The organism is Burkholderia lata, from assembly GCF_902499025.1.
GTDB lineage: Bacteria > Pseudomonadota > Gammaproteobacteria > Burkholderiales > Burkholderiaceae > Burkholderia > Burkholderia lata_C.
Genome location: NZ_CABVPW010000027.1, coordinates 1 through 25,081, shown reverse-complemented (window position 1 = coordinate 25,081; position 25,081 = coordinate 1). Strand labels below are relative to the sequence as shown.

Here is a 25,081-nt window from a genome sequence, read left to right as displayed (position 1 = left end):
CGCCGCGCTCAGCTTTTCGCGATGTCGGCCAGCACGCCGGCGAGGACGGCCGGCTGCGACATGAACGGCGAATGGCTGCTGTCGAGCTGGTGCACGTGGGTCGGATTGCCGGGCGCGAACGCGTCGGCTTCGTCGATGAAGCGCTGCTGCAGTGCGGGCAGGATCACGCGATCCTGCAGGCACTTGATGTAGTGACGGTCGATCGCGCCCCAGCGTGCGGCGGTCGTCGGGATCGCGGTCGCGAACGGCGCGGCCGGCACGTCGCAGGTCATCAGGTTCGCGACGGCCTCGAAGTCGGCCTGCGGCACGTCGTCGTACAGCGCGCGCTTCGCGAGCTCGCGATACGCGGCGTCGCCGCTGCGCGGATCGATGCGCAGCGCACCGGCGACGCGCGGGCTCGCCAGCATCAGCGGGCCGAGCATTTCACCCTTGTTTTCCGGTGCGCGAACGTAGTCGAGACCCGGCACGCCCGACGCGGGCATGAAGGCCGCGAGATAGACGATCTTCGCGATCTTTTCCGGCGCGCGTTCCGCCGCCGCCGTGATCGCGAGGCCGCCCATGCTGTGCCCGACGAGCACGACCTTGCCGTGGCCGAGCGCGTACGCGTCGTCGACCGCCTGCATCACCTGCGTGGCGTAATCGTCGAGCGTCGTGTTCGCGACCGGCGACGGCTCGGCGCCGAACGCGTCCTTGTCGAGCGGGCGGGCGAAGTAGGAAGCGGGAAAGCGGGCATTGATGCCGTGCGCGGGCAGGTCACGCGCGATCGACAGGTGCCCGCGTGCGGCCAGCGCGGCCGCGACATGCGCGTAGCACCACGCGCCGTGCCAAGCGCCGTGCACGAGCACGAAAACGGGATGATCGGACTGCGGGGTGGCGCTTGCGTTCGTCTCCATGGTGTCCGGGTCTTCATATTTTGAGAAAGGTGTCATCTTAGACGAACCCGCGAGCGCCCAGACTGACCGACTTCGATCTGTCCCTCTTGTCTCGTACAGGCCACATTTCGTCCGTATCCGATTTGAATTTATCCCGAAGCACGCTAATTTGTTGCTTTGCCTGCGATTGCGCCCCATGAACGTCGACTATCTCTTCTACCGGCGACCGGACAAACCCGGCCCCTATTCGCTCGACGACCTCGGCGACATCGCGCCGCCGATCGGCCCGGGCGACCTGGTGCGCGCGGGCATCGCACGCGTGTTCGCGCAGATCGACTGGCAGGAATCGCCCGATGTGCCGGGTGCGTGGTTCGGCACGGGCGGCGCGACATTCCAGTTCACCGCGGAGCCCGACGGCGGCGTGACGAGCTTCATGGGCTCGCGCCTCGAGCGCCGCTCGATGTTGCAGCTCACCCGCGAAATGGGGCTCATTGCGCTCGACCTGCAGCGCGACATCGTCTACGGCTGACGCGCCGGTGGCGCCGGGTCCCGCCCGGGCCGGGCGCGCTTGCCTGTCAACGGCTTCCGGCATGCCGCCGCACACGGCGCGTGTCCGCCATCGAACTTCAAAGATTGCTATACTTTCGCCCAATTCCGGCTTCCGGCCGGTAATTTGTGCCTGTCTGCGTCGATCGTTCGCATATCTCGCACGCATTTGACACCCTGACCATCCCAGCCGGGCATGGCTTCTTCAATCGCCCCGCGTGGGTGTCTCCGTGGAGCTCGTCTTGGCCGTTTCCAATTCCGTCGTGGACGAACAAGAAACCGACGCCGCTGCCGTCACATCGGGCAGTTCCTTCTATCTTGCGATGCGCATCCTGCCGGCCGTGCAGCGCGATGCGATGTTCCAGGTCTACGCGTTTTGCCGCGCGGTCGACGACATCGCCGACAGCGACCTGCCGCGCGCCGAGCGCAACGCGGGCCTCGATCGCTGGCGCGCGGACATCGACGCGTGCTTCGCCGGCCGTCCGCCGCGCCACCTGGCCGCGCTCGACCGCGAGATCCGCGCATTCAACCTGCAGCGCGACGATTTCCACGCGATGATCGACGGGATGGCGATGGATGCGGTCGAAGACATCTGCGCGCCCGACGAACCGACGCTCGACCTCTTCTGCGATCGCGTGGCGAGCGCGGCCGGCCGGCTGTCGGTGAGGATTTTCGGGATGCCTGAAGCCGAAGGGATCAAGCTGTCGCATCACCTCGGCCGCGCGCTGCAACTGACGAACATCCTGCGCGACATCGACGACGATGCGGCGATCAACCGTTGCTACCTGCCGCGCGAACTGCTCGCGCGCGAAGGCATCGCGATTACCGACCCGGCGACGATCGTGCGCGATCCGGCGCTGCCGCGCGTGTGTGCGACGCTGGTCGAGCGCGCGCTCGAGCACTTCCGCCAGGCCGACGCGGTGATGGATACCTGCGCGCGTGCGCAGGTGAAGGCGCCGCGCATCATGTCGGGCGCGTATCGCTGCATTCTCGAAGCCGCGATCGCACGTGGCTTTGCTTTCCCACGCGCGCCGCTGCGCAAGCCGAAAGCGCGCATGCTGATGATCGCCGCGCGCTACGCGCTGTTCTGAGCCGACCGAGTCGATGCCCAGGACCGTCCACGTGATCGGCGCCGGCGTTGCCGGCCTGTCGGCCGCGGTCGAGCTGCAACGCCGCGGGCGACGCATCGTGCTGCACGACGCGCACGCGCATGCGGGCGGCCGCTGCCGCTCGTGGTTCGACGGGACGCTGAACACGACGCTCGACAGCGGGCTGCACACGGTGTTCGCGGGACAGCCCGCGACGCAGCGCTACCTGCGCGCGATCGGCGCGGCCGACCAGCTCGCGGGGCCCGCGCTGCCTGAATTCCCGGTCGTCGACGTCGCGTCGCAGCAGCGCTGGACGCTGCGCTTCGGCAACGGGCGCTGGCCGTCGTGGCTGTTCGATGCCGCGTCGCGCGCGCCGGGCACGACGCCGCTCGACTACCTCGCGCTCGCCCCGCTCGCGTTCGCGCGCATGGGTCGCTCACTCGCACAGACGATGCGATGCGACGGCATGCTGTGGGAACGTTGGCTGCGGCCGTATTTCCTCGGTGTGCTGAACGTCGAGCCGCGTCACGCGAGCGCCGAACTCGCGCGCGCCGCGCTGTACGGCACGTTTGCCGCGGGCGGCCCCGGCTGCCGTCCGCTCGTCGCGCGCCACGGCCTCGGCAGCGCCTTCGTCGAACCGGCGCTGCGGATGCTGCAGCACGGCGGCGCGCAGATCCGGCTGAACGCGCGGCTCGACGCGTTCGAATTCGGCGCGCACGGCAATGCGGTCGATGCGGTCTCGGTCGGCGGCGAGCGGATCGATCTCGCGCCAGGCGACGCCGTGGTGCTGGCCGTGCCGCCCGAGGTCGCGCAGCCGCTCGTGCCCGAACTCACCGCGCCCGACACGTTCAGCGCGGTCGTGACCGCGTATTTCGCGGTCGACATGCCGGCCGGCAATCCGCTGCAGACGGCCGTCGTGAATGGGGTCGTCGATGCGGTGCGCACCGGCGGCGGCCAGCTCGCGGCGACGATCCGCGACGCGGGCCGCTGGCTCGACACGCCGCGCGACACGCTCGCGCGGCGCATCTGGGAAGACGTCGCGCGCGTGACGGGCGCGAACCCGGAAACCATCCCCGCGTGGCAGCTCGTCGTCGAGCCGCGCGCGGGCTTTGCGGCGGTGCCGTCGCAGGAAATGAAGCGTCCGGCCGTGCGTACGCGCTGGACCAATCTTGTACTGGCGGGCGACTGGATTGCCACCGGCTTGCCCGCCACGATCGAGGGCGCGATCCGTTCCGGCCAACTGGCCGCGGACGTGCTCCAGACACAATAAGCGAGGGACCGATGAACGATCTCACCGAAATGGCTACCCTGTCCGCCGGCACCGTGCCGGCCGGCATCGACACGGCCGTCGCGCGTGCGACCGACGCGCTGCTGGCCGCGCAGAATGCGGACGGACACTGGGTCTACGAACTCGAAGCCGATTCGACGATTCCCGCCGAATACGTGCTGCTCGTCCACTATCTCGGCGAGACGCCGAACCTCGAGCTCGAACAGAAGATCGGCAAGTATCTGCGCCGCATCCAGCAGGCCGACGGCGGCTGGCCGCTGTTCACCGACGGCGCGCCGAACATCAGCGCGAGCGTGAAGGCGTATTTCGCGCTGAAGGTGATCGGCGACGACGAGAACGCCGAGCACATGCAGCGCGCGCGCCGCGCGATCCACGCGATGGGCGGCGCCGAGATGTCGAACGTGTTCACGCGCATCCAGCTTGCGCTGTACGGTGCGATTCCGTGGCGCGCGGTGCCGATGATGCCGGTCGAGATCATGCTGCTGCCGCAGTGGTTCCCGTTCCATCTGTCGAAGGTGTCGTACTGGGCGCGCACCGTGATCGTGCCGCTGCTCGTGCTGAACGCGAAGCGCCCGCTCGCGAAGAATCCGCGCGGCGTGCGCATCGACGAGCTGTTCATCGATCCGCCCGTCAACGCCGGGCTGCTGCCGCGCCAGGGCCACCAGAGCGCCGGCTGGTTCGCGTTCTTCCGCGTGGTCGACCATGCGCTGCGCGCGGCCGACGGCCTGTTCCCGAACTACACGCGCGAACGCGCGATCCGCCAGGCCGTGTCGTTCGTCGACGAGCGCCTGAACGGCGAGGACGGCCTCGGCGCGATCTATCCGGCGATGGCCAACGCGGTGATGATGTACGACGTGCTCGGCTACGCGGAAGATCACCCGAACCGCGCGATCGCGCGCAAGTCGATCGAGAAGCTGCTCGTCGTGCAGGACGACGAAGCGTATTGCCAGCCGTGCCTGTCGCCGGTGTGGGACACGTCGCTCGCCGCGCATGCGCTGCTCGAAACGGGCGACGCGCGTGCCGAGGATGCCGCGATCCGCGGCCTCGAATGGCTGCGCCCGCTGCAGATCCTCGACGTGCGCGGCGACTGGATCTCGCGCCGTCCGCACGTGCGGCCCGGCGGCTGGGCGTTCCAGTACGCGAACGCGCACTACCCGGACGTCGACGATACGGCGGTGGTCGCGGTGGCGATGGAGCGCGCGCAGCAACTCAAGCAGAACGACGCGTATCGCGATTCGATCGCGCGTGCGCGCGAGTGGGTCGTCGGGATGCAGAGCAGCGACGGCGGCTGGGGCGCGTTCGAACCGGAAAACACGCAGTACTACCTGAACAACATCCCGTTCTCGGATCACGGCGCGCTGCTCGATCCGCCGACGGCCGACGTGTCGGGCCGCTGCCTGTCGATGCTGTCGCAGCTCGGCGAGACGCCGCTGAACAGCGAGCCGGCGCGTCGTGCGCTCGACTACATGCTCAAGGAGCAGGAACCGGACGGCAGCTGGTACGGCCGCTGGGGGATGAACTACGTGTACGGCACGTGGACCGCGCTGTGCTCGCTGAACGCGGCCGGCCTGACGGCGGACGATCCGCGCATGAAGCGCGGCGCGCAGTGGCTGCTGTCGATCCAGAACAAGGACGGCGGCTGGGGCGAGGACGGCGACAGCTACAAGCTCAACTATCGCGGCTTCGAGCAGGCGCCGAGCACCGCGTCGCAAACCGCATGGGCGCTGCTCGGCCTGATGGCGGCCGGCGAGGTGAACAACCCGGCGGTGGCGCGCGGCATCGACTACCTGATCGCCGAGCAGAACGAAGAGGGCTTGTGGGACGAGACGCGCTTCACGGCGACGGGTTTCCCGCGCGTGTTCTACCTGCGCTACCACGGCTATCGCAAGTTCTTCCCGCTGTGGGCGCTCGCGCGCTATCGCAACCTGAAGCGCGACAACACCACGCGCGTGACGTTCGGGCTGTAACGCGTGGCACCGAAACCTACCGGCACGTTGCCCGTCATCGCCGTGACGGGGATGGCGTTCGAGGCACGTATCGCGCGCGGCGACGGCGTCGAAGCCGTCTTTGCCGCGCGGGCCGACCGGCTCGAACGCGCGCTGACCGAGGCGACCGCGCGCGGTTGCGCGGGCATCGTGAGCTTCGGCACGGCAGGCGGGCTCGCACCCGATCTGGCACCCGGCGCACTCGTGATCGCGAGCGCGATCGACGGGCCGTTCGGGCGCGTCGAGACCGATACGGGCTGGAGCGCACGGCTCGTCGCCGCGCTGCACGACACGCCGGTCTGGGCGCGCGTCACGCGCGGCACGATCGCGGCCGTCGGCGCACCGGTCATCAGCGAACAGGACAAGACGTCGCTGCATCGCGCGAAGGGCGCGCTCGCCGTCGACATGGAGTCGCATATCGCGGCGGCCTTCGCGGCCGCGCGCGGCGTACCGTTCGCGGTGTGCCGCGCGATCGTCGATCCGGCGTGGCGCACGCTGCCGCGCGCGGCGACGGCCGGCCTGCGCGACGACGGCAGCACGGCGATCCTGCCGATCCTGCGTGAGCTGTTGAAGCAGCCGTCGCAGCTCGGCCCGCTGCTGCAGGTCGCGAGCGACGCGCGCGCGGCGCGCACGACGCTGATCCAGGCGCGGCACGCGTTCGAGCGTGCCGGCGCGATGCGGATCGCCTGAGCGGCACACGCCGCCTTTCTCGCCCTTCCCTTCCTGGCTTTCCGCTTCTCGCGGACAAAAAAAGAGCGCTGCATCTGCAGCGCTCTTTGTCTTTGCGGCGACGGCCGTTGCAGCGTTACTTCTGCGCGGCCGGAGCGCTCGCAGGCGTCGCGGGTGCAGCGGCCGATGCCGCAGCCGGCGCAGCGGCCGAAGCCGCAGCAGGCGCGCTCGCGGGCATCGCGTTGTCCGCGCCCGGATCGTCGTACTGCGGCAGCCCCGGCGCGGCCGGCGCGTTGTTCGGCGTGGTGCCCGAAGCGCCGCCCGAGTCGCCCGGATCCTCGTAGTTCGGCAACCCCGGCACGGCCGGCGTCGTGGCCGGCACGGCGCCCGATTCACCCGGTTCGTTGTAAGTCGGCAGCGTGGCCGACGACGACTGGCTGCGATACGTCAGCGACTTGCGCTGCTGCAGGTACGCGTCGCGCACGAACGAATACGGATCGAGCGCGGCCTGCTTCAGCAGGTCGGTCGCGCCGAGCAGGTCCGAGCGCGCGCTGATGAACTGCGCGATGTACATCGGATTGCGCGCGGCCGGCTCGATGTAGTTCAGCAGGTTGAAGCGCACGTCCACCGCGCGGCCGACGCCGTCGCGGATCGTGCTCGGCCCGAACACGGGCAGCACGAGGTACGGGCCCGACGGCACGCCCCAGCGCGCCATCGTCAGGCCGAAGTCCTGGTGATGCTTCGGCAGCCCGGCCGGCGTCGCGATGTCGATCAGGCCGGCGACGCCGAACACCGAGTTCATCGCCACGCGCATCAGATCCTCGGTGGCATCGGTGATGCGCAGCTGCAGCAGGTTGTTCGCGATGTTGCCGAGGTCGCCGAGGTTCGAGAAGAAGTTGCTGATCGCGGTGCGCACGGGCGTCGGCGTGACCTTCTGGTACCCCTTCGCGATCGGCTGCGCGATGTTCGTGTCGACGGTGTCGTTGAACTTGTACATCGCCCGGTTCATCGGCTCGAGCGGGTCGTTGGGGTTGCGGTTCGGTCCCGTCGCGCAGCCGGACAGCGCTGCGCTGGCGGCAACGGTCGCCGCAATGATTCGCACCTTATTCATTGATTCCTTGCGATTGGTTCTTGGCGCGTTTGACGCGCGGTTTGCCCATCAGGACGGGCTGGAACACCACGGCGCCGATCAGCGTGCAGGTCAGGGCCAGCGCGAGCAGCTTGCCCATGCTCGACGTGCCCGGGTGGTGCGACAGCCACAGGCTGCCGAATGCGGTCGCCGTCGTCGCGGCGCTGAACAGGACGGCATGCGTGAGGCTCGAGTGCAGCAACCCGGTTTGCCCCGCGCGCCACGCCATCACGAAATACACCTTGAACGCGACGCCGACGCCGAGCATCAGCGGCAGCGCGATGATGTTCGCGAAGTTGAGCGGCATGCCGAGCACGACGCACAGTTCGAGCGTCACGACGCCCGACACGAGCAGCGGCACCAGCGTGCGCAGCACGTCGCCGAAGCGGCGCAGCGTGATCCACAGCAGGATCGTGATCGAGATGATCGACCACAGCGCCGCATGCAGGAACGCGTTGATGATCGTGTCGGCCGAATGCAGGATCGAGATCGGCCCGCCGGTCGTGCCCGGCTCCGCGGCCTTCACGGTCTTCGCGAAGCGGCGCAGCATCGTGTCGTCGTTCGGGTCGACGCCCTTCGGCACCTTCGGCGAAATCTGCACGAGCGCATGGCCGTCCGGCGCGACCCAGTCGCGCACGAGCTGCGGCGGCAGCGATTCGCGCGTGATGTCCTGCGGCTGCAGCAGCGACGCAAGCTGGTTGAGCGCGATGCGCAGCGTATCGGAGAACGCACGCTCGGCACGGTCGCGCGTCGCGGCGTCCGCGGCGGCGAGCTTCGCGAGCGACGCGGACAGGTGCTGTGCGGCGGCCGCGCCCGGGCCCGGATGATCTTCTGCCGCGTAGCTCAGCAGGTCCGACACGCGCTTGAGTGCGGCGACGCGCTGCGCGTCGGTCGCGGGCGGCGCGGGCGGCTGCGTCAGCGCGGGCAGCAGGTCGCTCGCGGCCGCGGCGATCGCCGCGCGCTTGGCCGGCTGGTCGGCGGGGATGAAGGTCGACAGCGTGGTCGTGCGGCCGACTTCGGGCAGCGCGTCGAGGCGCTTCGCGGCCGCGTCGGCCTCCGCGAGCGACGGCGCGAGCAGCGTGACGTCGTTGACGGCGGCTTCCGGCGAATCCTTCAGCGCGAGCAGCGTCGCCATCGATTCGCTGTTCGGATCCTTCAGGTGCAGCGGGTTGAAGTCGAAGCGCAGGAACGCGAGCAGCGGCAGCGCGCCGACCACGACCACGAGCGTGCCGATCAGGATCGGCTTGCGATGGCGATCGAGGTAATCGTCGACCGGCGCGAGCCACGGGAAGCCCGGCGTCTTCGATTCGCCCGGCGGCGCGAACAGGCGCAGCAGCGCGGGCAGCAGCGTGAGCGTGGTGAGCAGCGCGACGAACATCCCGACGCCCGCGATCAGGCCGAGCTCGGACACGCCGCGATAGGCGGTGGGGATGAACGAGAAGAAGCTCGCCGCGACGGCCGCGGTGGCCAGCGCGAGCGGCATGCCCATCGAGTGCGCGGCGCCGATCAGCGCGTGGTCGATACGCGGATCGCGGAAGCGCTCCTCGCGGTACTTCACGCCGTACTGGATCGAGAAGTCGACGCCGAGGCCGACGAACAGCACCATGAACGCGACCGAGATCATGTTCAGCGAGCCGACCATCGCGAGGCCGAGCGCGGCGGTCACGACGAGGCCGACGAACAGCGTGACGAGCACCGAGCCGATCATCCGCTTCGAGCGCAGCGCCAGCCACAGGATGACGAGCACGGCGAGCAGCGTGAAGACGCCGTTGAGCGCCGCGCCATCCTCGACCGACGCGAATTCGTCGTCGGCGAGCGGCTGTTCGCCGGTCAGGCGCACGACCGCGCCGTAGCGCTTCTCGAGATCGATCGAACGGGCCGCGTCGCGGATCACCTGGCTGGTTTCCGCACCGGCCTTCAGCGCGCCGTAGTTGACCACGGGCTGCACGGTGACGAACGCGCGCGCGGGCTGCCGCGCCGCATCGTTGTCGACCAGCGCACGCCACGAGAACGCGGCCGGCTTGCCGGCCAGCACGTCGTCGACCGTCGCGGCACTGCGCGAGAGCAGCTTCGCCATCGTGGACAGTTTCACCTGGCCGGTCAGCAGCGGCTGGCCGAGCGTGGTGGACAGCGTGGTCGCGAGCCCGGTCAGGCTCGGGTTCTTCGCGAGTTCGTTGACGAGCGGGCGCGCGCTCGCGAGCTGCGAGGTCGTATCGGTGACTTCCTGCGGCGACAGGAACAGCAGCCCGTTGTGCTCGAAGAACGGCCCGCCGCCGGGCTCGGCGACCTGGCCGATGCGGCCGGCGTCGGCATCCTTCTGCAGTGCTTCGGTCAGCGCCTGCGCGGCGGCATTCGCGAATTCGGGCGCAGGGGCTTCGACGACCGCGAGGATCGTGCCGTTGCGTTGCGGGAACGCTTTATCGACGGCCTGGCCGAGCGCGGCAAACTGCGGTTCCGCGTCGACGAGCTTGCTGATATCGGTGTTGATCTTGAAATGCTGCGCGACATAGACGCCGCTGAGCGCGGCGATGACGAGCGACAGGACGACGACCCAAACGGGGCGTCGCACCGACCATGCAACGAGTCGGACGATGAGAGATGTCACCATGTGGCGGTGGGGAGCGGCTGGCAAGGGCAAAGTAGCCAAGTATACCGGCGCGGCGTGGCGGCGGTCGTGACGTTGGGGGTTTTGGGGAGGGAAGGAGATTTGTTCGCAGCGGCGGAATCGATACCGATGGCCGGCGGGTTGGTAAGGGGATATTTACATAATCGGCGCCGCGCTGCTTCGACGCGCCCTGCACGCCTGTGACAAAGGAAGCTGAAAGGTAACAGTCGGTCACGGCGGCACACCGAGGCGTCAGGCCCGGTATACTTTGCATCGTCGGCCGGTGCAATGAACCGGTCGTTTTTTCTCATCGAGCGATATTCGTATGAAACGTCATCTGTTTGCTTTCGTCGCGGCGGCCGCCGTGTCGGTTTCCGCTTTCGCGCAGAGCGCGCCGGTCGATATCGTCCGCAATGCGGTCGAGGGCACCGTTACCGCGATGAAGGCCGATCCGGCCGCACGCGGCGGTGACATGGCGAAAGTCACGCAGGTCGTCGAGCAGCGCTTCCTGCCCGCGACCAACTTCGAGCGCACGACCCGCATCGCGGTCGGCGACGCATGGAAGCAGGCCACGCCGCAACAGCAGCAGGAGCTGTACAAGCAGTTCAAGCTGCTGATGACGCGCACCTACGCGGCGTCGCTCGCGCAGCTCGGCAGCCAGGACGCGAAGTTCTCGTTCAAGGCCGGCGGCGCGTCGGGCGCCGACGCGCTGGTGCAGTCGACGGTCACGACGCCGGGCGACAGCCAGTCGGTCGGCTATCGTCTCGGCAAGGTCGGCAACGACTGGAAGATCTACGACATCGACATGTCGGGTGCCTGGCTGATCCAGGTCTACCAGGGGCAGTTCAAGAGCCAGCTCACATCGGGCGGGATCGACGGGCTGATCGCGTACCTGCAGAAGCACAATTCGCGGACGAACTGACGGCCGCTGCCAGGCTGCAGTCCGGATGCACGAAGGGCGCCCTCGGGCGCCCTTTTTCATGGCCGTGCGTTGACGGCGTGCTTCATGTGCCGACGCCGAGCATCCGCAGGCAATCGTCGACCACCGCGTCGACGAACGCGGCGCGATCCGTGTCCGGCGCCGCGATGATGTGATCGGTCGCGCCGTGTACGCCTGCATAGATCAGCAGTGCGGTGACTTGCGGGTGCGCGAGCCGCCAGGTACCGGCCCGTGCCCCGCCGTCGAGAATCGCGCCGAGCTGCTCGAGGATCGCGTTCTTGTCGGCATTCGCGCGATCGTGGTGATGGTGGTTCGTGTAGACGATGTCGTGCGTGCGGTAGGTCGCCGCATAGGTTTCGATGTTGGCGCGGATCCACGCGCGCAGGCGAGCGAGCCAGTCGTCGGTGCCGCACGCGTCCACCGCGTGCTGCAGGCGCTCGAGGAACGACGACGTGTAGCGCTGCGCGAGCGCGGCGAGCATGTCGGACTTCGATTCGAAGTAGTGATAGAACGTGCCTTTCGCGACCTGCGCGTGCTCGACGATCTCGCTGATGGTCGTCGCTTCCACGCCCTGCGCGAGGAACAGCGTCTCGGCTGCCGCCATCAGTTCCTCGAGGCGCACTTCCGCCGGCTTCGTGCGCGGCTTGCCTGCCGGCGCGTCGTCTTTCACTGTCCTGAGTCCTGCCTTGGTCCTGTCCGTCATCGCGCGGCTCGACGCCCGTTCGTGCAAAGCCCGCAGTTTAGGCCAGCACCCTGCTCACGGCCAACGCAATCCATTGACCGACGGTCAGTCAATATATATGATGAGAATCATTCTCATCTCGATGCCCGTGAAGGGCTGACCTCCATGCCTCGCTACCGTCGCGCCGCACTCGTCCTGGCCGCCTGTCTCGGCACCTTTCTCGCCACGCTCGACATCAGCATCGTCAACGTCGCGTTGCCGACGCTGCAGACGGCGCTCGATACCGATATCGGCGGCCTTCAGTGGGTCGTCAATGCGTATGCGCTCGCGTTGTCCGCATTCATGCTGTCGGCCGGGCCGCTCGGCGATCGCTACGGGCACAAGCGCGTGTGGCTCGCCAGCGTGATCCTGTTCACGGCCGGGTCGGTGGTCTGCGCATGCGCGGGCGGCATCGAGCCGTTGCTGATCGGGCGCGCGATCCAGGGGCTCGCCGGTGCCTTGCTGATACCGGGCGCGATGCCGATCCTCACGCATGCGTTTCCCGATGCACGCGAGCGCGCCCGCGCGATCGGCGGATGGTCGGCGTTCAGCGCACTCGCGCTGATCCTCGGGCCGCTCGCGGGCGGCTTGCTCGTCGAGCATGGCGGATGGCAGAACATCTTCCTCGTCAACGTACCGATCGGCATTGTGGCCGTGCTGCTCGGCGCATGGGGCATTCCGGAGCGCCGGCATCCGCAGCATGCGGCGTTCGATCCGCTCGGCCAGGCGCTGAGCGTGGTCTGGCTCGGGTTGCTCACGTACGGATTGATCGGCATCGGCGAAGCCGGCGCGTCGCCCGTGAAGGTGCTCGCGCCGCTGGCGGGCGCCGCGGTGGCGTTCGTCGCGTTCGTGCGGGTCGAGACGCGTGTCGAGCGGCCGCTGCTGCCGGTCTGGCTGTTTCGCGACCGGCGGCTGGTGCGCGCCAATCTTGCGTCGTTCGTGCTCGGGTTCTCGGGGTACAGCAGCCTGTTCTTCCTGTCGCTGTTCCTGCAGCAGGCGCAGGGGCGCACGCCCGCCGAGGCCGGCTGGCAACTGATGCCGCAGTTCGTGATGACGGCGATCACGTCGATGCTGTTCGGGCGCATCGCGGCGCGCATGCCGTTGCACACGCTGATGGTGGCCGGGTACGGCCTGATCGGCGCGATGCTCGCGGTCATGGCCGGCTTCGGCGCGGGCACGCCGTATGTGCCGGTCGGCATCGCGCTGGCGGTGCTCGGGGTCGGCATGGGGCTCGCGGTGCCCGCGACCGGCATGACCGTGATGGAGCTGGCGCCGGCCGAACGCGCGGGCATGGCGTCGGCGACGATGAACGCGTTGCGCCAGACCGGGATGAGCATGGGCATCGCCGTGCTCGGCAGCATGATGAGCGTCGGTGCGCTGCACCGGATGACGGCCGTGATGCAGGCGGCCGGCAGCGCGCAGGCGGATACGCTCGCGCGGCAGGCGGTGATGGAACATGTCTTTGCGGCGGGGCAACCGACGCTGCTCGGTGCGTATCGGGATGCGATGGCGCACGGGTTTTCGATCGCGGTCTTGTGTTCCGGAATCCTCAGTATTGCGATCGCGGCGATGTTGATGACGCGGCGTGAGACGAAGCAGCAAGCGGGGCATGCAACGGCGACATGCGTGACGGCTTCGCAGCCGGAATGATGTGGCGCGCCGGACGCGCGTTGCGCAGCGGATCGCGGCGTCCGTCGGGTGTGCCTACTTTCGCCGATGCTCCACCGCGAACTTGATCAGCTCGGCCTGCCCTTCGATCTCCAGCTTGCGCTTCAAGTTGAGCCGGTGCGTCTCGACCGTGCGCACCGACAGCCCCGTCTGCTGCGCGATCTGCTTGCTCGACAGGCCCTCGGCCAGCGCATCGAGGATGTCGCGTTCGCGCGGCGTCAACCGGTCGAGCGGCGACGCGGTTGCGCTCGCATGGATCATCCGCGCGGCGAGCCCTTCGCTGAAGAACGTCTGGCCGGCCAGCACCACGCCGATCGCACGCACGATCTCGCTCGCGGGCGAATCCTTCAGCAGGTAGCCGCTCGCGCCGGCACGCACGGCCTGCGTCACGTATTCGATGTTGTCGTGCATCGACAGCATCAGCACGCGGATGCCCGGAAAGCGTTCGTGGAACACGCCCGCGAGCGTGATGCCGTTCATCCCGTTCATGCCGACGTCCATCAGCGCGAGATCGGGTTCGAGCGACGCGGCGAGCGCGAGCGCTTCGTCGGCGTTGCCGGCTTCGCCGACCACGGACAGGTCGGCCGCTTCGAGCCGCATCCGCAAGCCGTCGCGCACGAGCGGGTGATCGTCGACGAGCAGCAGTCGGGCGACGGACCGGGCGGTGTCGGGGGCGCTCATGCGTGAAAGGTCTCCTGTTGTGGGGCGCGTCATGACGCGGTGCCGGGCAGCGGCACGCGCGCGGCGACGATCGTGTGGCCGACCTGCGACGTGATCGTCAGCATGCCGCCGAGCGCGTCGAGGCGCTCGCGCATGTTGCGCAGGCCGATGCCGCGGCGCGCGTCGGCCTGCGAGCGTTCGGCGTCGAAGCCGCAGCCGTTGTCGGCGATGGTCAGCGTGACGGCGTGCGCGCCGACGTCGAGCGTGACGGCCGCGCGCGACGCCTGCGCATGATGCACGATGTTGCTGAGCGCTTCCTGCGCGATCCGGAACAGCGCGGTGTTGACCGCCGCGGGCAGCGGCCGGGTGCCGCTGTGCGCGACCTGCGTATAGCCGATATCGATGCCGCTTTCGGCGCCGAGCTCGCGGACCAGTTGTTCGAGTGCGGCCGCGAGGCCGAGATCGTCGAGCATCGCGGGACGCAGCGCATGCGAGATGCGCCGCACTTCGCGCAGCGTGTCGCCGAGCCGCACGACGCCCGATGTCAGCGCCTGCTCGGCCTCGGGCATGCGCGCCGTGCCGCGTTCGAAGCGTGCGAGCGCGGATTCGAGCATCAGCTTCGCCGACACCATCATCTGGCTGATCCCGTCATGCAGCTCGCGCGACAGCCGCGCCCGCTCCTGTTCCTGCGACTCGACCACGCGCTGCGCGAGCAGCTTGAGCTTCGCGTCGGCGCTGCGCGACTCGCTGACGTTCAGCACCAGCGCGCACACGACGATCGCCGCCGCGCCGGTGAGCGCGATCGCGGTGAGCCAGCTCATCGTGCGTTCGATGTTCGCGGACGCGCGCGCGTCGATGCGCTGCAGCGCGGTGTCGACGTCGTCGAGATAGATGCCGGTGCCGACCATCCAGCCCCAGCGTTCGAGCGCGACGACGTAGCCGAGCTTCGGCGCGACGCGGCCCGTGGACGGCCGCTGCCATGCGTAGCGCACGTAGCCGCCGCCGCTCGACGCCGCGCCGATCAGCTTCTGGATCGTCAGCGCGCCCTGCGGGTCGCGCATCGACCAGTAGTTGTGGCCGACGCGCTCGGGCTCGCGCGGATGCATCAGCGAATTGCCGTGCAGGTCGTACACGAAGAAATAGCCGTCCGGGCCGAAATCCATCTTCTGCAGCATCGCGAGCGCCTGCATGCGCAGCATCGCGTCGTCGCGCGCGTTGCGGCCGCTCGCGTCGTAGAGCGGCATGATCGCGCTCGTCGCGAGCTCGACGTAGTGCTTCAGCTCGACTTCCTTGCTCGACAGGTACGCGGCCTGGATCGTCGCGTGCTGGGTGCGCGCGAGGGACGTCGCCTGCTGGCGCACGCCGAAGCCGATGCCGGCGATCGCGAGCAGGAACGGCACGATGGCCAGAAGGAAGATCTTTGCCTTGAGTCTCATGGTGGTGCGAAGCGGCCGCGCACCCGCGCGGGGCGGCCGGGCGCGTCAGCCGTGCGGAGGCGAGTCGAGGCGACATTGTCGGCGATTTTGCGCACGGGCGGCGATGGCGGCCCGGCGGCCGCCCTGCCGCTGCTCGGGGGCGTGGGCTTCCGGCCGCTCAGGCCTGCCGTGCCGTGAGGCCGCCGGACGCGGCCGTGTGCACGACGATGCGGTTGCGCCCGCCTTCCTTCGCGCGATACAGCGCGTCGTCGGCGAGCTTCAGCGCGCCCTGCATGTCGTCGTCGTGTTCGGGATAGCTGGTCGTCACGCCGATGCTCACCGTCAGGCGGCCGGACGTGCCGGCGTCGTGCCGGATGCCGAGATCGAGGATGCCCGTGCGGATCGCCTCGGCGATCGTCACCGCGCCGTCCGTGTCGATGTCGGGCAGCACCACGACGAACTCTTCGCCGCCGTAGCGCGCTGCGTAGTCGGCCGGGCGGCGCAGGCAGCCCGCGATGCAGTGGCCGACCGCGGCTAGCGCGTCGTCGCCGGCCTGGTGCCCTTGCGTGTCGTTGTAGCGCTTGAAGTAGTCGACGTCGATGAACAGCAGCGACAGCGCGTGCTGCGAGCGCGCGGCACGGCGCCATTCGCGCGCGAGCGTGACGTCGAGCATCCGGCGGTTGTCGAGGCCCGTGAGGCCGTCCGTGCGCGCGAGTGCCTGCAGCTCGGTTTCCGCGCGATGGCGCTTGCGCAGCTGCACGTCGAGCAGCAGCGACAGGCCGACGAAGCCGATCGCGAGCGCCGCCATCGCGGAGCCGATCGGAATCGCACGGTCGTACCACGCGGCGTAGGTATCCGCTTCCGAGCGCGCGATCATGATGATGAGCGGCAGGTGGTCGAGGTGCCGGAACACGTACAGGCGCCGCACGCCGTCGATCGACGCGGTATCGGCGAAGCTGCCTTCGCTGGCGGTCATGAAGCGCCGGAACGTGCTGGCGCGGCTGATGTCGCGCCCGACGATCTTCGGGTCGTACGGCTCGCGGGCGAGCATCTTGCCATCGGTGTTGATCAGCGCGATCGAGCCGCGATCGCCCAGCGACAGGCGCGAGAACAGGTTCTGGAAATATTCGAGCCGGATCGACATCACGGCGACGCCGCCGAACGATCCGTCGGGCCGCGTGATCCGCCGGCTGAGCGCGATGCTCGGCGAGCCGCCGCGCAGCCGCGAATGATACGGCGGGCTGACGTACAGGCCGACGTCAGGGTGATCGCGGTGCACGGTGAAGTACGGCTCGTTGCCGAAGTTGGCCTTGCGCGGCACGTCGCTCTTGCCGTCGACCTCGATGTCGCCCTTCGCGTCGAGTACGTAGATGCCGCCGAGGTACTTCGCCGTCGTCGCGCGGTCGAACAGCACCTGGCGGCGCAGCGGCATCGGCAGCTTGACGACCTCGGGGTCGTTCTCGCCTTCGACGACGGCCTGCAGCGACAGCGAATAGATTTCGATGTTGCGCTCGATGTCCCATGACGCCATCAGCGCGAGATTCTGCTGCATCGCGGCCGAGCGGTCGCGTGCGTCGATCCGGCCCTGGTACAGCACGATCCCGCACAGGAGCAGCAGGACCAGCGCGATCAGCAGCCCGGTGTAGAAGATCAGGTGCGGCAGCAGGAACCGGCGCAGATGAGCGGCGACACGGCGCGTCAGGCCGGATTCGCTGGGCATTGCGTAGTCGGTTTCTGCCATGGTCGGTGGATCGATGGGCATTGCCGCCGGGAGGCGGGCCGATGCGATTGTTCGTATGACTTGCCGGCCGCGATTCGTTACGCGGTCATTTCGACGCCCTCCTGCCGGCCGGCGAAGAAAATGGACACCGATTATCGGTAATCGCGGCCAGATAAACCGGTAAATCAAGTATTCACTGGTGACATCTGCGCCGATTCGACGATTCGGCGAATCGGGTGGCGCGAATTCAACGGAGTATAGCGCGCGCGTCCGCACGCGCGGAAAATGTTGCAGACCATTGATCCGGATCAAATTACAGTGCATTCCCGGGCTTGCGAATATCGGGCAGAGCGTTGTGGCGCAAGGCTTCGCGGGACGAAGGGCCGTTGCGCGCGGCACGCTGCCGCCGACTCCATCCGGTTAACGGCACGCGAACGCGAAAAATGAACGCAAACGATATGCGCCGATTATCCGTTTCAACGGTCGGGCAAACGCGAAAATGAAAACGGGCGGCCGTTGCGGCCGCCCGTTTCGCGATGCAGGGATACTGGCTTCCGGTATGCCGGAAGCCCGCACGCCCATGCTTATCCGCCGTGCTGTTGCGCCTTGAACGCGAGCCGGAACCGGTGCAGCAGCGGCTCGGTATAGCCGCTCGGCTGCGACGTGCCCTGCAGCGCGAGTGCGCACGCGGCCTTGAACGCGGTCGACTGGTCATAGCCGGGCGCCATCGGGCGATAGTTCGGGTCGCCGGCGTTCTGCTGGTCGACGACACGCGCCATCCGCTTGAACACGTCGAGCACGAATGCCTCGGTGATCACGCCGTGGCGCAGCCAGTTCGCGATGTGCTGGCTCGAAATGCGCAGCGTCGCGCGATCTTCCATCAGGCCGACGTCGTGGATGTCGGGCACCTTCGAGCAGCCGACGCCCTGTTCGACCCAGCGCACGACGTAGCCGAGGATGCCCTGCGCGTTGTTCTCGACTTCGCTCAGGATCTCGGCCTCGCTCCACGCGGCGCGCTCGACGACCGGCACGGTCAGCAGCCCTTCGAGCAGCGTGTCGCGTTCGCTTGCGTACGGCGTCTTTTCGAGTTCTTGCTGGACGGCCTGCACGTCGACCAGGTGGTAGTGCAGCGCGTGCAGCGTCGCGGCGGTCGGCGACGGCACCCAGGCGGTGTTCGCGCCGGCGCGCGGATGCGCGATCTTCTGCTCGAGCATCGCGTGCATCAGGTCCGGCATCGCCCACATGCCCTTGCCGATCTGCGCACGGCCGCGCAGGCCGGCCGACAGCCCGGCGAGCACGTTGTTGCGCTCGTACGACTGGATCCACGCCGACGACTTCATGTCGCCCTTGCGGATCATCGGGCCCGCTTCCATCGCGGTGTGCATCTCGTCGCCGGTGCGGTCGAGGAAGCCGGTGTTGATGAACGCCACGCGTGCGGCGGCTGCGGCGATACACGCGGCGAGGTTCACGCTGGTGCGGCGCTCCTCGTCCATGATGCCCATCTTCAGCGTGTTGCGCGGCAGGTTGTACAGGTCCTCGATGCGCGCGAACAGCGTATCGGCGAACGCGACTTCGACCGGGCCGTGCATCTTCGGCTTCACGATGTAGATCGAGCCGGTGCGCGAGTTGCGCTTCGCCTTCAGGTCGTGCAGCGAGCACAGCACCGTGACGACGCCGTCGAGGATGCCTTCCGGAATCTCGTTGCCGTCACGGTCGAGCACCGCGCCGTTGGTCATCAGGTGGCCCACGTTGCGCACGAACAGCAGCGAGCGGCCGTGCAGCGACAGCGTGCCGCCGGCGGGCGTGGTGTATTCGCGGTCGGCGTTCAGGCGGCGCGTGAAGGTCTTGCCGCCCTTCGCGACTTCCTCGACCAGCGTGCCCTGCATCAGGCCGAGCCAGTTGCGGTAGAGCTGGACCTTGTCGTCGGCGTCCACCGCCGCGACCGAATCCTCGCAGTCGATGATCGTGCTGACCGCGGCTTCGAGCACGACGTCCTTCACGTTCGCGAGATCGGCGCGGCCGATCGGCGTCGATGCGTCGATCTGGATCTCGAGGTGCAGGCCGTTGTGCTTCAGCAGGATCGCGGACGGCGCATCGGCTGCGCCCTGGTAGCCGACGAACAGCGCCGGCTGCGCGAGATGCACGACACCCTTCGCGGTTTCGACGGCGAGCTGGCCGTCCTGCACGCGGTAGCGCAGCGCGTCGCGGTGCGAACCGCTCGCGAGCGGCGCCGCGTTGTCGAGCACGTTGCGCGCGTAGTCGATCACGCGCTGGCCGCGCGTCGGGTTGTAGGTCGCGGTGCGTTCGGCGCCGCCGTCTTCAGGCAGCGCATCGGTGCCGTACAGCGCGTCATACAGGCTGCCCCAGCGCGCGTTCGCGGCGTTCAGCGCATAGCGCGCGTTCGACAGCGGCACGACGAGTTGCGGGCCGGCCTGCGTGGCGATCTCGCTGTCGACGTTCGCGGTGGCTGCCGCGACGTTCGACGGGACCGGCACGAGGTAGCCGATCTGTTCGAGGAACGCGCGATACGCGGCGTGGTCGCGCACGGGGCCGGGGTGCGCGCGGTGCCAGGTGTCGAGTTCCTGCTGCAGGCGGTCGCGTTCCGCGAGCAGTTCGCGGTTGCGCGGCGCCAGGTCGTGCACCAGGGCCGAGAAACCGCTCCAGAACGCGGCCTTGTCGATGCCGGTGCCCGGCAGCGCTTCGTTTTCAATGAACTGGCTCAGCGCTGGCGCGACTTGCAGTCCTGCTTGGTCGATCATCGTTAATCCTCCCGGGGAAAAAATCGCGCGCGGCTTGGCTGGTTACGCTGCGACGCTTTGTGTGCCGGCGCGGGCGATCTGCGCGTCCTGTTCGGACTTTACGCCAGACACGCCGATCGCGCCCGCGATCCGGCCGCCGACCGTGACCGGCACGCCGCCTTCGAGCAACCCCGTCAGCGGCACGCTGAGAAACGCGGTGCGGCCACCGTTGATCATATCCTCATACGCCTTCGTCTCGCGCCGGCCGAGCGCCGCCGCACGCGCCTTGTCCTGCGCGATGTAGGTGCTGGCCGGCGACGCGCCGTTCAGCCGCGCGAACGCGAGCAGGTGGCCGCCGTCGTCGACGACGGCGATCGATACGGCCCAGCCGTGGCGTTCCGCTTCCGCGCGGGCGGCGGCGAGCATGCGGTCGGCATCGGCGAGTTCGAGTTCGGGTTTCGTCTGCATGGCATTCCTCCGGAATCAGGTCAGTTGACGAGATGGTTGTCGACGAGCTCGATCCAGTGGCGCACGGGCGTGCGGCCCGCGCCGTTCAGGTGAGTCTGGCAGCCGACGTTGGCCGTGACAATCAGGTCCGGCCGCGCGGCTTCGAGCGCATCGAGCCGGTTGTCGCGCAGTTTCGTCGCGAGCTCGGGCTGCGTCAGCGAATACGTGCCGGCCGAGCCGCAGCACAGATGGCCGTCGGCGACATTCGTCAGATCGAAGCCGAGCTGCGTCAGGATGCGCTCGACCGCGCCGCCGAGGCGCTGTGCGTGCTGCAGCGTGCACGGGCAGTGCACCGCGATGCGGCGCGGGGTCGAACCGGCCAGTGCGTCGAGCGGCTCGGCCGCGATCACCTCGGCGAGATCGCGTGCGAGCGCGCTGACGCGCCGCGCCTTCTCCGCATAGACGGGGTCGGAGCGCAGCAGGTCGCCGTATTCCTTGACGAACGCGCCGCAACCGCTCGCCGTCAGCACGATCGCTTCCGCGCCGGCCTCGATCGCGGGCCACCATGCGTCGATGTTGCGGTGTGCGCGGGCGAGGCCCGCGTCCTGCGCGTTCAGGTGATATTCGGTCGCGCCGCAGCAGCCGGCTTCGCGGGCCGGGCTCACGCTGATGCCGAGCCGGTCGAGCACGCGCGCGGCGGCCGCATTGGTGTTCGGCGACAGCGACGGTTGCACGCAGCCTTCGAGCATCAGCACGCGCCGTGCGTGACGTACGGGCGGACGCGGCGCGGCCGCGGGGACGGCGGCCGGGATCTTGTCCTGCAGCATGCCGGGCAGCAGCGGGCGCAGCGCGCGGCCGGCCTTCAGCAGCGCGGCGAACGTCGCCGGGCGTGGCACGACGTGACGCAGCCCGGCACGCAGCAGGCGCTCGCGTGCCGGCCGCTGCACACGCTTCTCGGCCTCCGCGCGGCCGATGTCGAGCAGCGTGTGATAGCGCACGCCGGACGGGCAGGTCGTCTCGCAGTTGCGGCACGTCAGGCAGCGGTCGAGATGCTGCTGGGTGCGCTCGCCGCACGGCTCGCCTTCGAGCAACTGCTTGATCAGGTAGATGCGCCCGCGCGGCCCGTCGAGCTCGTTGCCGAGCACCTGGTAGGTCGGGCAGGTCGCGTTGCAGAAGCCGCAGTGCACGCATGCGCGCAGGATCGCTTCCGCTTCGTCGGCCCGGGCAAGGGCCTTGCTTGCTTCGCTGAGATTGGTTTGCATCGGCGGATCGGGATCGGGTTCGCGTCAGAAATCGGCGTACAGGCGGCCGGGATTGAAAATCGCATGCGGGTCGAGCTGCGCCTTGAGCTGCCGGTGCACGCGCAACAACGCGGGCGGCAGCGGCTGGAACGGCTCGCGCGTCGTGCCCGGCGTGAAGCAGGTCGCGTGGCCGCCCCATTGCGCGGCGAACCGCTGCACGTCGTCCGGCGCGGCATCGCTCTTCAGCCAGCGCTGTGCACCGCCCCAGTCGGCGAGCTGCGCGCCGGGCAGTGCATCGAGCGGTGCAGAGGCCGGCACCGACACGCGCCACAGCGGGCGCGGATCGTCGAAGAACGGCAGCGCGAGGTCGCGCAGCCGTGCCCAGAACGCATCGTCGCGATCGTCCATGCGCTCGCCGCCGATCGTGTCGCGCGCGGCCTTCACCGAGCCCTCGCCGCCTTCGATCCGCACGCGCAGCACGCCGTCCGCGTGGCATGCGCCCGCGAGCGGCAGCCCCGCGCGCCGCCACGCGGCGATGCGCTGCACGGCTTCGTCCACGGCAAGCGGCAATGCGAGGTCGCCCGTCGCACGCGGCTTCGGCAGCACCTTCAGCGATACCTCGGTCACGACGCCGAGACACCCGAAGCTGCCCGCGAGCAGTCGCGACACGTCGTAGCCCGCGACGTTCTTCATCACCTCGCCGCCGAAGCGCAGGTGTTTCGCGTGGCCGGTGATCACGCGGCAGCCGAGTACGAAGTCGCGCACCGCGCCGGCCCACGGGCGGCGCGGGCCCGACAGCGCCGCCGCGAACATGCCGCCGACGGTTGCCGCACCGCTGAACGTCGGCGGCTCGCACGGCAGCATCTGGCCGGCCGCGTCGAGCATCGCTTCGAGATCGGCGAGCGGCGTGCCCGTGCGCGCGGTGACGACGAGTTCGGTCGGGTCGTACGACACGACGCCGCGATGCGTGCGCACGTCGAGCGTGCGGCCTTCGACGGGGCGGCCGAGGAACGCCTTCGTGCCGGCGCCGCGGATGTGCAGCGGCTGGCGATCGTGGATCGCCGCGTCGACCTGCGCGACGAGCGCCGCGCTGTCGTCGATCGATTCGATGTCGCGTCGCATCAGAAGCGCTCCAGGTCGGGAAACGGCAGCTTGCCGTGATGGACGTGCATCGCGCCGAATTCGGCGCAACGGTGCAGCGTCGGGATGTTCTTGCCGGGATTGAGCAGGCCCTGCGGATCGAACGCGGCCTTCACCGCGTGGAAGAACGTGATTTCGTCGGCGTTGAACTGCACGCACATCTGGTTGATCTTCTCGCGCCCGACGCCGTGCTCGCCGGTGATGCTGCCGCCCGCCGCGACGCACAGCTCCAGGATCTTTCCGCCGAGCGCTTCCGCGCGGTCGAGTTCGCCGGGCCGGTTCGCGTCGAACAGGATCAGCGGGTGCATGTTGCCGTCGCCCGCGTGGAACACGTTCGCGACCGGCAGACCGTATTCGGCGGACAGCGCGGCGATGCCTTCGAGCACGCGCGGCAGCTCGCGGCGCGGGATCGTGCCGTCCATGCAGTAGTAGTCGGGCGACATGCGGCCGACCGCCGGGAATGCGTTCTTGCGGCCGGCCCAGAAGCGCTGGCGCTCGGCTTCGTCGCGTGCGACGCGGATGTCGGTTGCGCCCGCGTCGCGCAACAGCGCGGCGACGCGTTCGACGTCTTCGTCGACATCGGTCGGCGAGCCGTCGAGCTCGCACAGCAGGATCGCCTGCGCGTCGACCGGGTAGCCCGCGTGGATGAAATCCTCGGCCGCGCGGATCGCGAGGTTGTCCATCATCTCGAGGCCGCCGGGGATCACCCCCGCGCCGATGATGCGCGCGACCGCGGCGCCGGCTTCCGCGACGTCGTCGAAGCTCGCCATCAGCACCTTCACGCTCGGCGGCTTCGGCAGCAGCTTCACGGTGACTTCCGTGACGATGCCGAGCATCCCTTCCGAGCCGGTGAACAGCGCGAGCAGGTCGAAACCGGGTGCGTCGAGCGCGTCGGCGCCGAGCGTGAGCGTATCGCCGTCGATCGTCAGGATCTCGACCTTCAGGATGTTGTGCACCGTGAGCCCGTACTTCAGGCAGTGCACGCCGCCCGCGTTCTCGGCGACGTTGCCGCCGATCGAGCAGGCGATCTGCGACGACGGATCGGGTGCGTAGTAGAGGCCGTGTGGCGCAGCCGCCTGCGAGATCGCGAGGTTGCGCACGCCGGGCTGTACGCGTGCGATGCCGGCATCGGGGTCGATGTCGAGAATCCTGTTGAACTTCGCCATCACGAGCAGGAGGCCCTTTTCGAGCGGCATCGCGCCGCCCGACAGGCCCGTGCCCGCGCCGCGCGCGACCACCGGCACGCCGAGCGCGGCCGCGACGCGCAGCACCGCGCGCACCTGCTCGACCGTGTCGGGCAGCACGACCGCGAGCGGCACCGTGCGGTACGCGGCGAGGCCGTCGCATTCGAACGGTTTGAGTGCCTCGCGTTCGTGCAGCACGTCGAGGCCGGGCGCCGCCGCGTGGAGCGCGGCAACGAGCGTGTCGCGGCCGACGGTCGCCAGCGGGCCGTCGATCCGTTCGTCGTAGATGAAACTCATCGGGTTGTCTCCACCATGCGGGCGGCTGCGCGATGCGCGGCACGCCTGAAGGGAGGGATTCTTGGCGGGCGGCGCGCGTGTGTCCAGACGTGGTGAACGTGGTCATACCAGTTTTTGGATACGGGCCGGAAAGCGGCTGTACCGACTGCCATAAAACCGAATGGCAACAAGGGTTTGTGGGAGAATCGCCGATATCCTTCCGAAGTGGTCATACCAGTATGGAAATGCAGGAACAGGCGGGCCCGGCGCGGAACGTGGCCGACGTCGTCGCCGAGCGCATCGAGAAGCTGATCGTCGACGGCGTGCTGAAGGCCGGGCAGGCGTTGCCGTCCGAACGGCGGCTGACCGAGAAGCTCGGCGTGTCGCGCACCGCAGTGCGTGAAGGGATGAAGCTGCTGCGGGCGCGCGGGATCATCGACACCACGCACGGCAAGGGCTCGTTCGTTGCGAGCCTGACCCCGCAACGCGAGATCACGCCGATGATGCATCTGCTCGGCTCGCAGCCGCGCACGCTGTACGACCTGTTCGAGGTGCGCGGGATGCTCGAGACGGAGGCCGCGCGGCTCGCCGCGCTGCGCGGTACGCCGGCCGATTTCATCCTGATCAAGCGCCGCTATGAGGAGATGACCGCGGCCGATGCGCAGGATCTAGCAGGCTGTTGAATTTGGGAACGGTGTAAACGGGCTTTGCGAGCGGTGCGTTAGAGATATCGTGTTCATGACCTTGAG

The 25,081-nt window shown here is 68.8% G+C and carries 19 protein-coding genes and 1 pseudogene; 8 read left to right on the top strand and 12 right to left on the bottom strand.

Annotation, left to right across the window (positions count from 1 at the left end; translation table 11 throughout):
- Nucleotides 1-8 precede the first annotated feature (8 nt).
- On the bottom strand, nt 9-893 hold the full coding sequence (locus BDI24065_RS25420; protein ID WP_175033576.1) for an alpha/beta fold hydrolase: 885 nt from the start codon (nt 891-893) through the stop codon (nt 9-11).
- 175 nt (nt 894-1,068) lie between these two features.
- On the opposite strand from BDI24065_RS25420, the gene BDI24065_RS25415 reads away from it, so the two are divergent.
- From BDI24065_RS25415 to BDI24065_RS25395, 5 genes are all read left to right on the top strand, one after another.
- Nucleotides 1,069-1,401 carry a hypothetical protein gene (locus BDI24065_RS25415; RefSeq protein ID WP_174954320.1) on the top strand — a complete coding sequence of 111 codons (333 nt, stop codon included), beginning with the start codon at nt 1,069-1,071 and terminating at the stop codon, nt 1,399-1,401.
- 259 nt (nt 1,402-1,660) lie between these two features.
- Nucleotides 1,661-2,509: a presqualene diphosphate synthase HpnD gene (gene hpnD / locus BDI24065_RS25410; protein WP_166891082.1), complete on the top strand. Its 849-nt coding sequence runs from the start codon at nt 1,661-1,663 to the stop codon at nt 2,507-2,509.
- Nucleotides 2,510-2,522: 13 nt separating this feature from the next.
- On the top strand, nt 2,523-3,776 hold the full coding sequence (gene hpnE / locus BDI24065_RS25405; RefSeq protein ID WP_175033575.1) for a hydroxysqualene dehydroxylase HpnE: 1,254 nt from the start codon (nt 2,523-2,525) through the stop codon (nt 3,774-3,776).
- Between the two features lie 11 nt (nt 3,777-3,787).
- The gene (shc, locus tag BDI24065_RS25400) at nt 3,788-5,761 is read left to right on the top strand and encodes a squalene--hopene cyclase (RefSeq protein ID WP_175033574.1); all 1,974 of its coding nucleotides are present in this window, start codon (nt 3,788-3,790) and stop codon (nt 5,759-5,761) included.
- Nucleotides 5,762-5,812: 51 nt separating this feature from the next.
- Nucleotides 5,813-6,469: a phosphorylase gene (locus tag BDI24065_RS25395; RefSeq protein WP_254609866.1), complete on the top strand. Its 657-nt coding sequence runs from the start codon at nt 5,813-5,815 to the stop codon at nt 6,467-6,469.
- A 115-nt stretch (nt 6,470-6,584) separates the two neighbouring features.
- On the opposite strand, the gene BDI24065_RS25390 is transcribed toward BDI24065_RS25395, so the two are convergent.
- Nucleotides 6,585-7,559, bottom strand: a complete 975-nt coding sequence (locus BDI24065_RS25390) for an MlaA family lipoprotein (RefSeq protein ID WP_175033572.1) — start codon at nt 7,557-7,559, stop codon at nt 6,585-6,587.
- Nucleotides 7,552-10,185, bottom strand: a complete 2,634-nt coding sequence (locus BDI24065_RS25385) for an MMPL family transporter (protein ID WP_175033571.1) — start codon at nt 10,183-10,185, stop codon at nt 7,552-7,554. The genes BDI24065_RS25390 and BDI24065_RS25385 overlap by 8 nt, the downstream gene beginning before the upstream one ends.
- A 322-nt stretch (nt 10,186-10,507) precedes the next feature.
- Between BDI24065_RS25385 and BDI24065_RS25380 the strand changes: the two genes are divergently transcribed.
- On the top strand, nt 10,508-11,104 hold the full coding sequence (locus BDI24065_RS25380) for an MlaC/ttg2D family ABC transporter substrate-binding protein (RefSeq protein ID WP_175033570.1): 597 nt from the start codon (nt 10,508-10,510) through the stop codon (nt 11,102-11,104).
- 82 nt (nt 11,105-11,186) lie between these two features.
- Here the strand turns inward: BDI24065_RS25380 and BDI24065_RS25375 are convergent, their stop codons facing one another.
- Nucleotides 11,187-11,825, bottom strand: coding sequence for a TetR/AcrR family transcriptional regulator (locus tag BDI24065_RS25375; protein ID WP_175033569.1), 639 nt, complete (start codon nt 11,823-11,825; stop codon nt 11,187-11,189).
- A gap of 144 nt (nt 11,826-11,969) precedes the next feature.
- On the opposite strand from BDI24065_RS25375, the gene BDI24065_RS25370 reads away from it, so the two are divergent.
- Complete coding sequence (locus tag BDI24065_RS25370) at nt 11,970-13,493, top strand: MFS transporter (RefSeq protein WP_175033568.1); 1,524 nt, start codon at nt 11,970-11,972, stop codon at nt 13,491-13,493.
- Nucleotides 13,494-13,547: 54 nt separating this feature from the next.
- Here the strand turns inward: BDI24065_RS25370 and BDI24065_RS25365 are convergent, their stop codons facing one another.
- The 8 genes from BDI24065_RS25365 to glcD all read right to left on the bottom strand — a co-directional run bounded on the left by BDI24065_RS25365 (nt 13,548) and on the right by glcD (nt 24,353).
- Complete coding sequence (locus tag BDI24065_RS25365; protein WP_175033567.1) at nt 13,548-14,192, bottom strand: response regulator; 645 nt, start codon at nt 14,190-14,192, stop codon at nt 13,548-13,550.
- Nucleotides 14,193-14,221: 29 nt separating this feature from the next.
- Nucleotides 14,222-15,607 (bottom strand): cache domain-containing protein, encoded by a 1,386-nt coding sequence (locus BDI24065_RS25360; protein WP_175033566.1) that lies wholly within the window; start codon nt 15,605-15,607, stop codon nt 14,222-14,224.
- A 157-nt stretch (nt 15,608-15,764) separates the two neighbouring features.
- Complete coding sequence (locus BDI24065_RS25355) at nt 15,765-17,327, bottom strand: sensor domain-containing diguanylate cyclase (protein WP_175033565.1); 1,563 nt, start codon at nt 17,325-17,327, stop codon at nt 15,765-15,767.
- Nucleotides 17,328-17,890: 563 nt separating this feature from the next.
- Entirely contained in the window at nt 17,891-20,065 is a 2,175-nt protein-coding gene (locus tag BDI24065_RS25350; RefSeq protein WP_175033564.1) for a malate synthase G, read from the bottom strand.
- A gap of 42 nt (nt 20,066-20,107) precedes the next feature.
- Nucleotides 20,108-20,512, bottom strand: coding sequence for a GlcG/HbpS family heme-binding protein (locus BDI24065_RS25345; RefSeq protein ID WP_175014904.1), 405 nt, complete (start codon nt 20,510-20,512; stop codon nt 20,108-20,110).
- Between the two features lie 20 nt (nt 20,513-20,532).
- Complete coding sequence (glcF, locus tag BDI24065_RS25340) at nt 20,533-21,753, bottom strand: glycolate oxidase subunit GlcF (protein WP_175033563.1); 1,221 nt, start codon at nt 21,751-21,753, stop codon at nt 20,533-20,535.
- A gap of 24 nt (nt 21,754-21,777) precedes the next feature.
- Nucleotides 21,778-22,854, bottom strand: coding sequence for a glycolate oxidase subunit GlcE (gene glcE / locus BDI24065_RS25335; RefSeq protein WP_175033562.1), 1,077 nt, complete (start codon nt 22,852-22,854; stop codon nt 21,778-21,780).
- On the bottom strand, nt 22,854-24,353 hold the full coding sequence (gene glcD / locus BDI24065_RS25330; protein WP_175033561.1) for a glycolate oxidase subunit GlcD: 1,500 nt from the start codon (nt 24,351-24,353) through the stop codon (nt 22,854-22,856). The genes glcE and glcD overlap by 1 nt, the downstream gene beginning before the upstream one ends.
- Nucleotides 24,354-24,571: 218 nt before the next feature.
- Here glcD and BDI24065_RS25325 point away from each other — a divergent pair.
- Nucleotides 24,572-25,003 (top strand): annotated as a pseudogene (locus tag BDI24065_RS25325) (GntR family transcriptional regulator); the annotation flags it as partial.
- Nucleotides 25,004-25,081 lie beyond the last annotated feature (78 nt).